Here is a 10130-nt window from a genome sequence, read left to right as displayed (position 1 = left end):
TAGGCTAATTCATGGTTCAATTAAGTTGAACTTAAAAGGAGAATCGATACGAAAACAGTTAAATAAATTGACTGATGATGATCAGTTAAGCTAATTTAAAAACGGCTCTACAAAATGATAAATCAGGTGATCAAAGCTGATGAGAATCGGTGATCAAAGTCATGAGAATACGCACCATTTTGGCCCTGATAGGGTCTAAATCAACATATACCATACAGAATGCCTCTGCAGCTTCATCAAGAAGCGCTTGTGACTTGAAGCATCCTTCCCACAAATTTATAGAGAATAAATTTGAATGCCATTAGGCAGCCCGAAGTGTGAGCGCCACGGATGGCAGCGAATAAAAGCGCCCTGTGCAGTTATCTTCTTTATTCGCTTTACTGGCAGGCACTGTCTTCATTTAATATCTTCATAAACCAACTGATGCTTACTAAGCGCTCTCGGTATTGTTCAACCGCTTGGTTAAAAAAGATGAGCTCTGATTGACTCATGACTGCATAAGTACATACATCAATGCAAAATACCTTAGTCAATTCTAGTAACCTGTCTTCAACCCACCCCTTGCGGATTAAAATTCGTTCAATATGGGGGTAATCGCGGCGCGAGATTTATAACCTGGTGGGCCAAGTAAAAAATCGAGCAATTAAACTACCGCGTCCCTTACCCACATCCATGTAGGCAACAAAGAGTTATAGACCTTCGTCTTTCTATAAATCGAGCTCTTTAAATTGGAATAAAAGTAATGTTGTCGATATCACAACCATAAAATATATTCTTTTTATCCTCTAATAAACATTCAGGCAAAGTAACTTTTTTAAGATATTTATTTTCACCGAAGCAGTCATTACTAATTGACGTTACAGAAGCCGGTATAGTCAAGTTTTCTATGTTATTCCCGACAAAACAAAACATAGGAAGAAAATCTATTTCCGCTTCAATAGTCAGCTTTTCTATTTTATTACGTCCAAATGCCCCACCACCAATTTTTATAACGCTAGCAGGAATAACAATTTCTTTAATGTGGTTTTGATAGAAGGCATCTTCATCTATAAATTCTAAATACTTTGGTAACACAACAGCTTCAAGCTTTTTATTGTCAAACGCTTCACGCATAATTGCAACCACAGGTTTGTTATTAATATAATCAGGGATAACAACGTCTTTAGAATCCCCTATATAATCTAAAATTACAATTTTGTCGTCGATATCTTTAAAAGTGTAAGATTCATTCGTTAAGTTTTCCATTACGATCCTAATTTTTATATAAGTTTCCACTTAAAATTTATGTCAAATAGATCAAGTAAGTTAATCAAATATACGACTTAAAGTCATCTTTGAGTAATTTTAACTCACACAGAAACTAAGAGACTTTCAAGTGTGTAAAGCATCAACCGCGTGAATTATCTATCACGTATTTTAGAGCTGATCAAAGTAATCCCCCGCTTTATGCCTAAAAAATACATTACAGTTTTCTAACTCAACCTGTAATGGCTCTTTTTGTAAGACTTTAACATACGGATTTAGCTCTAATATAACGGTCGTCGTTTTTGACAATAATAGTGCGTTGTAAAGAGCACGTTTACGTTTTTCAGAGTTAGAGTAAGGCATACGAATTATGATATTTTTTTTGCACATTGGCGCCGTGATCGGAAAGTACTCTTTTGGCACAAACACTTTAAATTGACCCCCTTTAATGAATCCATATTCAGTGTTTACAGAATACTTGCCTGAAGTAATTTCATATTTTATATGATAGTAGTCTGAATACTTTCCTGAATTAACTTTAATTTCTTGAGCAATAAGGTGAAACGAAATTAACAACGCCATAATACTTGAGAAATATTTCATACTACCCCAATACATATAAAACTATTTAGCCATATCTATAAAATTGCTATCCGAATAGCTCTCCATACTTTAAGTGGGATAACTAAACTCACCCATATATATCAATTCAAATCCATCACCTTTGACTGTTCTTGGCCTATCAATTTCTTCCTTTGATAAAAATAGAAGCACGTTAGCATCTAATAATTCAAATTCCTCTGCTGTTTTAATAACATCATGCAACCAATGCTCAGAATATGAATACGGCTTAAAAAAAGTTTCTAATGAAGACTCCTGATCTCTTGATCCAATTTCCATGAAGTCATGATCGATAAAAACTTCTCCCTGTGATTCGCAAAATTTTGAAAGAGGAATATCATCATCAAAACCATAACGCTCTTCAAGGAAGGAATTGTATTTTGAATGATCAGAAACTCTTCCAAGAAAAAAGTGCGAAACTTCACGACTTTTCATAATTGACTCCTTTGTCAAACCTCGTTTACAAGCAGAAATTATTAGTTGAATATACAACGAAGGAGCAAAACTAAGGATTATTAATCCTGCTTAGATTACTGATAATCATTGAATTTCATTATCAGTATAACTGATAATTAGTTACGTTGAAACGCTGCCTACTTAACAGTAGAAAAATTAGTGAATTTCACAATGAGATGTAAGTTGGTTGTAGTAACATTGATAAAAATCACTATTCAGTCACTAATGACAAGTATTTACTAGCTGTAAAGTTAGCTCCATTTTGTAATACTATACTCATATTCAAATATAAAAGTATCAAACACATAAATTTAGCTTATCTTTAATATTTAACTAAGTGATAATAATAAACATCCTTAACAATTGCAAAAACGTACTAAATCATTTTGATGTTTTTGTTATGTGCTAATTAAAAGAGAACTAGATGGATGACGATATACAGTTTTTTAAAGATAAACTAATAAACGGCGACGTAGATAGGTTTGAGTTACTAGATTTTATAGAATACGTAAGAAGCTACGGCCTAACTTATGAAGTATTCACTATAGCTAGGCAAATGTATAAGGATGATATGGATCAACAGGAAACAGCGGGACTATTAAGTATGCAAGCTATGAGTTGGGATTTATAACCATATGGCGCTTTGCTCTTATATCGAAAAAACTGGCATTCTTGTGTTATAGATAAGGTGATATTATCAAAAGTCAGTTTCATCACATTTTTCATAAGATTCATACACTCAACCTATTGTTATTATATGAGCCCAAACACACACGTTATCTACCTATCACTATTTAACTCATATAGCGATAATTTTTCTTGATTAACTAAGTTTATTATCGGTTCATTTGGATAACGGTGTATAAAATAAAAAAGATTATAGTCTGAGTTATTATCGTTATTAGCCATCAACCAACATTGTGACAGCCATTCAATAATAATGGGTTCGCTGATACTATCATAAGCATCACACTCATCTTCATCAATATCATTTTTTGCAATATACTGTTTTAAATAAGCCATATACTGTGCATGATATTCGCGACTGATAAACTCATGTTTCGCCATAAAAGCTTCATCGCAATCCTCAAGCACTTGGCTATGGTTTGCCATATCAGTACAGGTAATAAATGTCAGCGCTAACTTATGCTCATCAAACACTTCGCAAATACACTCTACACGTCCGGTCTCATTTTTCATCGTGATTTCGTACTTCGAAATAAAGCGTTTAAAAATAGCAATACAAGTCGGTGTATACGTCTCTAAATGCTGCTTTAATTTTTTCTTGGGTTCATCCATATGTAGCTTAACCTGCATCACTTTTTTAAATAACTAAAATCATTATTTTTTAATTTATCTTTTTCAATAAAAACAATTCATTTATCACCATAGTGCCAACACTAATCTAATTGGGCGTAAAATGTGAGAGGGGAATTAACGATACTCAGTCACCGCGCAATTCTGACCATAAACAAAGTGTATTAAAAGGCAGCAGCATGATAAATAATCTTCAGCTTTGTTTCTGAGTATCATCGCAATTCAGAATTATATCATCAAAAGAAAAGGGTCTATCATTTCTTAGTTCCTCTTGCCTGTGTTAACTGGTTAGCTATTTTTTCGTTGGGTTTAGTTGTCACCCTACCTACGTTGCTTAATTTAACACCGAGTAAACTTAAAACTTACGACTTAGCGCTTAAAACTCTACTATCCAAGCCATAAAAAAAGCAAGCCATCTGGCTTGCTTTTTACATTCTTAAACCTTTAAAACGTTACACTTTCAAGTAGTCCATGATCCCTTCGGCGGCGTTACGCCCTTCGAAGATTGCTGTGACTACTAAATCTGAGCCGCGCACTATATCGCCGCCAGCAAAGATTTTAGGGTTAGTTGTTTGATGGGTAAATTCACCTTGTTCTGGTGCGTTAATGCCGCCCCAGTGGTTTATTTCTACATCGTACTTTTCTAACCAATCCATTTTGTGTGGTTTGAAACCAAACGCCATGAGTACTTGGTCGGCTTCAATCACATGCTCAGAACCCGGGATCACTTCAGCTCTGCTACGGCCTTTTTCATCTGGTTCACCCATTTGGGTTTTCACCATTTGTACGCCTGCAACATGGCCGTTGTCGTTTAGTACGATACCGGTTGGTTGCACGTTAAAAGTAAATTCAACACCTTCTTCTTTGGCGTTTTTCACTTCACGTCTTGAACCTGGCATGTTTTCTTCATCACGACGATAAGCACAGATTACTTTTGCCGCACCTTGACGAATTGAGGTACGTACACAGTCCATCGCGGTATCACCACCACCAAGTACCACAACCTTTTGGTTAGCCATATCAAGATAAGCTTGGTTAGACTCATCATAGCCCATTACGCGGTTGGTATTACCGATTAAGAACGGTAATGCATCATGTACACCTGGTGCATCTTCGTTTTCAAGGCCAGCACGCATGCTTTGATAAGTCCCCACTCCCAAAAATACTGCGTCGTATTCGGCCAATATTTCATCCATAGTGATATCAACACCGACTTCAGTATTAAGTTTAAACTCAACCCCCATTTCGGTGAAAATTTCACGACGTTTTTGCATGACTTGTTTTTCAAGTTTGAACGATGGTATACCAAAAGTAAGCAAGCCACCAATTTCTGGATGACGGTCAAATACCACTGGTTTTACACCATTACGCACTAGAATATCAGCGCAACCTAGGCCTGCAGGGCCGGCACCTATGATAGCTACTTTTTTATCGGTCCATACCACGTACGACATATCAGGCTTCCAGCCCATTTTAAATGCAGTATCAGTAATATATTTTTCAATATTACCGATTGTTACTGCACCAAACTCTTCGTCTAATGTACATGAACCTTCACACAAACGATCTTGCGGGCACACCCGGCCACACACTTCTGGTAAACTATTTGTGCGGTGTGATAGCTCCGCAGCTTCAAGAATACGGCCAGTACGAATTAACTTTAACCACTGTGGGATATAGTTATGCACTGGGCATTTCCATTCACAATACGGATTACCACAATCTAGGCAGCGGTCCGCTTGTGAGTTTACTTGCTTCTCTGAAAAGGGTTCGTAAATTTCAACAAATGATTTTTTACGTGACGAAATTGGCTTTTTGCGGGGATCAACCCGCTGCACGTCTATAAATTGATATACATTCTCGCTCATACTACCCCCTTACTGTGCTTGAACACGAAGTTCAGCACTACTACGAGCGCGATGCCCGAGTAAACTTTTCACATCACTTGATTTTGGCTTAACTAGTTTGAATTTTGGTAAATACGTTTCAAAACTGGCTAAAATAGTTTCTGCACGGCTTGAGCCTGTTAGTTCTAAATGCTCAGCAATTAGACCACGCAAATGCTCTTGGTGTGACGCTAGCTCATCTAACAGCACCACTTCGACTAGCTCTGGATTGATGCGTTTTTCAAAGTCATTACGCTCATCCAAAATATAGGCAAAGCCACCGGTCATACCTGCACCAAAGTTCACGCCTACATTGCCCAGCACGCAAACTACGCCACCGGTCATGTACTCACAGCCATTATCACCTACGCCTTCAACAACCGCTTGCACGCCTGAGTTACGAACCGCAAAACGCTCTCCAGCACAACCTGCAGCAAACAGCTTGCCACCCGTTGCACCATATAAACAGGTATTACCTGCGATGGTCGCTTTGTGACTTTCAAATGACGAACCCAGTGGTGGGCGAATAACCAGCTTACCGCCCGCCATGCCTTTGCCTACGTAATCGTTAGCATCGCCGACTAGGGTCATTTCTAGGCCACCAGCATTCCATACACCAAATGATTGACCAGCGGTTCCGTGTAACTCAATCGAGACAGGATCAGCCGCCATGCCTTGATTGCCATGCTTATCGGCTATATAACCCGATAACATCGCGCCCACTGAACGGTCAGTGTTACAAATACGGCTGACCAGTGAAATACCGCTGCTCTCATCAATTGCTTGTTGAGCTTTAGCAAGTAAGGTTTCATTCAACTTACCTAAATAATGTGACGTATTAGGTGCGCTGCAGTATAAGGTTTCACCAGTTGGGTTATTCGGCTGTGCAATCACTGACGATAAATCAATTTTTTGCTGTTTTGCAGTTTTACCTTCAATCGCTTCGAGTAAATCAAGACGACCGATTAAGTCTGTTAGTTTGGCAACCCCAAGGCTTGCCATAATTTCACGGGCTTCTTGAGCAATAAACTTAAAGTAGTTCATCGCCATTTCTGGTAGGCCATGGAAATGTTTTTGACGCAATGTTTCGTCTTGCGTTGCTACACCGGTTGCACAGTTATTTAGGTGGCAAATACGCAGGTACTTACAACCAAGCGCAACCATAGGACCCGTACCAAAACCAAAGCTCTCTGCACCTAAAATAGCTGCTTTGATGATATCAAGGCCGGTTTTTAAACCACCATCAGTTTGCAAACGAATACGATGACGTAAACCGTTTTCAACCAGCGCTTGTTGTGTTTCAGCAAGACCAAGCTCCCACGGGCTACCCGCATATTTAACCGACGTTAGCGGGCTTGCGCCAGTACCGCCGTCATAGCCTGAAATAGTAATTAAATCAGCATATGCTTTAGCAACACCAGTGGCGATTGTGCCCACACCTGGCTCTGATACTAGTTTTACTGAGATCAACGCTTTAGGGTTTACTTGTTTTAAATCGAAAATAAGCTGAGCTAAATCTTCAATCGAATAAATATCGTGATGCGGTGGTGGCGAAATTAAGGTCACCCCCGGTACCGAGTAACGAAGCTTAGCAATATACGGGGTTACTTTTTCGCCCGGCAATTGCCCGCCTTCACCTGGTTTTGCACCTTGCGCTACTTTAATTTGAATAACGTCAGCACTGCGTAAGTAATGTGGTGTTACCCCAAAACGACCTGACGCGACTTGCTTGATACGAGAGTTTTTCTCGGTACCATAGCGTAGTTTGTCTTCGCCGCCTTCACCTGAATTTGAACAGCCACCTAAGCGGTTCATCGCAATTGCAAGCGCTTCATGCGCCTCTGGCGATAATGCACCGATACTCATTGCCGCCGAGTCAAAACGCTTATATAGCTCAGTTGCAGGCTCAACATCATCAATACTGATCCCCTCTGCTGGCAGTTTCAGTGCAAGCATGTCACGTAATGTGGCAATTGGGCGCTTATTAACAAGATCTGCGTATACGCTGTAATCAGAATATTCGCCTGAGCGCACCGCTTTTTGTAACGTTTGAATGACGTCTGGGTTGTACGCGTGATACTCGCCGTCATGCACATACTTTAATAAGCCGCCATGGCTGAGTAATTTACGTTTACTTAATGCCAAAGTATGTAACTTGCGTTGGTCATCATCAAAATCAGTAAAACACGCGCCTTTAATGCGACTTGCCACACCATTAAAACAGGTATCAACAATTGCATCCGACAAACCAACTGCTTCAAACAACATTGAACAACGATACGATGCCACGGTACTAATGCCCATTTTTGACATGATCTTGTACAAGCCTTTGTTGATTGCATTACGATAAGCAAGCGTAACTTGGCAATAGCTCTTGTTGATCACTTTAGAGTCGCTCATCGCAACCAGTGATTCATATGCTAAGTACGGGTAAATTGCCGTTGCACCAAAACCAATTAATACCGCAAATTGATGCGCGTCACGGACACTACCTGTTTCAATGATGATATTTGATTCACAACGTAAATTGTTATCAACTAAACGCTTTTGTACCGCTCCAACAGCCATAGCGGCAGGAATTGGTAATTTATTCTCATCAAAATTACGGTCACTCAAAAACAACATGACACAGCCACCAGCTGCTTTTTCTTGCGCTTCGTCACAAATACGGATTACTGCATCACCAAGGCCTTCTTCTTTGCTGTAGGTGATATCGATTTTGCAATAGCTGTAATGAGCCTGATCAGCGCTCAATAATTGTTGCATGTCTGCATACATTAGGATTGGCGTATCAAACTGTAGGCGCTTAGCGTGCCCGGTCGTCTCATTAAACACGTTTTGCTCACTACCGATACAGGTCGCCAGCGACATTACATGGTTTTCACGCAGTGGATCGATTGGCGGATTCGTGACCTGAGCAAACTTTTGACGGAAGTAATCAAACAATGAACGGTTACCTTCAGAAAGCACTGCAAATGGCGTGTCATCTCCCATTGAACCGGTTGCTTCTTGGCCAATTTCACCCATCACGCGAATAACGCTATCAAGTTCTTCATTGGTGTAACCAAACATTTTTTGGTATTTCAGTAACGTTTCATCATCAAATGAACGGTTACCCGCATCTTGCTCTGATAACTGCTCAAACGGCGTTAAGCGCTTAACATTGGCCTCAAGCCATGCTTTGTATGGATGGCGAGATTTAAGATCGCGATCAATTTCGTCTGAGTGCCAAATTTTACCTAACTGAGTATCAATAACTAATAGCTCACCAGGGCCAACGCGGCCTTTCTCAACCACTTCATCCGCAGTGTAATCCCAAATACCCACTTCAGAAGCGAGGGTAATAAAGCCATCTTGAGTGATCACATAACGTGCAGGACGCAGACCATTACGGTCCAAGTTACACGCGGCAAAGCGCCCATCAGACATCACAATACCAGCAGGGCCATCCCATGGTTCCATGTGCATAGAGTTAAAGTCGTAAAATGCACGTAAGTCATCATCCATCGCACGGTTTTTCTGCCATGCAGGTGGTACTAGCATTCGCATAGCACGGAATAAATCCATGCCACCAGCTAAAAACAACTCAAGCATATTATCTAGGCTTGATGAATCTGAGCCGGTTTCATTGACAAAGGGTGCTGCTGATTGCAAATCTGGAATAAGCGGCGATGCAAACTTATATGAACGAGCACGAGCCCACTGGCGGTTACCTTGTATGGTGTTGATTTCACCATTGTGCGCTAAATAGCGGAACGGCTGAGCCAAAGGCCAACGCGGTTGTGTATTAGTTGAAAAACGTTGGTGAAATACACAAATTGCGCTGGTCATGCGGATATCGGCTAAATCTAAATAGAAGTTAGGCAAATCCACCGGCATCATTAAGCCTTTGTAGATAGTTACTAACCCAGACAAGCTGGCAATGTAAAAGCCTTCATCTTCGCTTAAACGCTTTTCAGCACGACGGCGCGCAACGTATAAACGACGCTCTAAATCTTTTGGGCGCCAGCCTTCTGGTGCATTAACAAAAATCTGTTCAAATTTAGGTAACTGCTTGATTGCAATTGGCCCTAAACATGATTCATCTGTTGGCACAATTCGCCAACCTTGAATATTGAGGGTTTCTTTTTCGAGTTCTTCACTCAATATATCTTTTGCAGCTTGCGCAAGTACTGGATCTGAGTTTAGGAAAATCATGCCAACGGCATAATTTTTACCCAAGTGCCAATTTTTTTCAGCGGCAATAGCACGAAAAAAGCTATCTGGCTTTTGTAATAATAAGCCACAGCCATCGCCTGTTTTACCATCAGCAGAAATACCACCACGGTGTTCCATACGGTCTAAGCCAGTGATCGCTGTACGAATTAAACGATGACTTGCCTGACCATTAACTTGGGCTATTAAGCCAAAGCCACAATTATCTTTTTCTAATTTTGAGTCGTATAACATAGACCCCTCCCCTTGCTACAACAACTAGCTATGAATGACCTTCTCGACGGTTTGCTAGCAGACAGTCAAAACTATCGCCAATTGTACATTGAGTCAATAGCGCTTTGAATACATATTCACATTCTTGAATATTTCTCACCACAACACAATCTTTTT

At 40.0% G+C, this 10130-nt stretch carries 7 protein-coding genes and 1 pseudogene; 1 reads left to right on the top strand and 7 read right to left on the bottom strand.

Annotated elements, in window-relative coordinates:
* Positions 1 to 175: 175 nt before the first annotated feature.
* The 4 genes and pseudogenes from H5187_RS24680 to H5187_RS18035 form a co-directional block, all read right to left on the bottom strand.
* Positions 176 to 608, bottom strand: a pseudogene (locus H5187_RS24680) (hypothetical protein); the annotation flags it as partial.
* Positions 609 to 723: 115 nt separating this feature from the next.
* Positions 724 to 1245 (bottom strand): leucine-rich repeat domain-containing protein, encoded by a 522-nt coding sequence (locus tag H5187_RS18045; RefSeq protein ID WP_182794882.1) that lies wholly within the window; start codon positions 1243 to 1245, stop codon positions 724 to 726.
* Between the two features lie 171 nt (positions 1246 to 1416).
* Positions 1417 to 1848, bottom strand: coding sequence for a hypothetical protein (locus tag H5187_RS18040; RefSeq protein WP_182794883.1), 432 nt, complete (start codon positions 1846 to 1848; stop codon positions 1417 to 1419).
* Between the two features lie 69 nt (positions 1849 to 1917).
* The gene (locus tag H5187_RS18035; protein WP_182719673.1) at positions 1918 to 2301 is read right to left on the bottom strand and encodes an immunity 22 family protein; all 384 of its coding nucleotides are present in this window, start codon (positions 2299 to 2301) and stop codon (positions 1918 to 1920) included.
* Positions 2302 to 2746: 445 nt separating this feature from the next.
* Between H5187_RS18035 and H5187_RS18030 the strand changes: the two genes are divergently transcribed.
* Complete coding sequence (locus H5187_RS18030) at positions 2747 to 2953, top strand: hypothetical protein (protein WP_182719672.1); 207 nt, start codon at positions 2747 to 2749, stop codon at positions 2951 to 2953.
* Positions 2954 to 3102: 149 nt separating this feature from the next.
* On the opposite strand, the gene H5187_RS18025 is transcribed toward H5187_RS18030, so the two are convergent.
* The 3 genes from H5187_RS18025 to gltB form a co-directional block, all read right to left on the bottom strand.
* A complete protein-coding gene (locus H5187_RS18025; RefSeq protein ID WP_182719671.1) occupies positions 3103 to 3621 on the bottom strand; it encodes a hypothetical protein in 519 nt (172 codons plus the stop codon).
* A gap of 470 nt (positions 3622 to 4091) precedes the next feature.
* Positions 4092 to 5507 (bottom strand): FAD-dependent oxidoreductase, encoded by a 1416-nt coding sequence (locus tag H5187_RS18020; RefSeq protein ID WP_182719477.1) that lies wholly within the window; start codon positions 5505 to 5507, stop codon positions 4092 to 4094.
* Between the two features lie 9 nt (positions 5508 to 5516).
* Positions 5517 to 9974 carry a glutamate synthase large subunit gene (gltB, locus tag H5187_RS18015; RefSeq protein ID WP_145242134.1) on the bottom strand — a complete coding sequence of 1486 codons (4458 nt, stop codon included), beginning with the start codon at positions 9972 to 9974 and terminating at the stop codon, positions 5517 to 5519.
* Positions 9975 to 10130: the final 156 nt, after the last annotated feature.

Origin of the sequence: Pseudoalteromonas sp. SG44-1 (assembly GCF_014164315.1) — a bacterium.
Taxonomy (GTDB): Bacteria; Pseudomonadota; Gammaproteobacteria; order Enterobacterales; family Alteromonadaceae; genus Pseudoalteromonas; species Pseudoalteromonas rhizosphaerae.
This window is presented reverse-complemented; position numbering and strand designations above follow the sequence as displayed.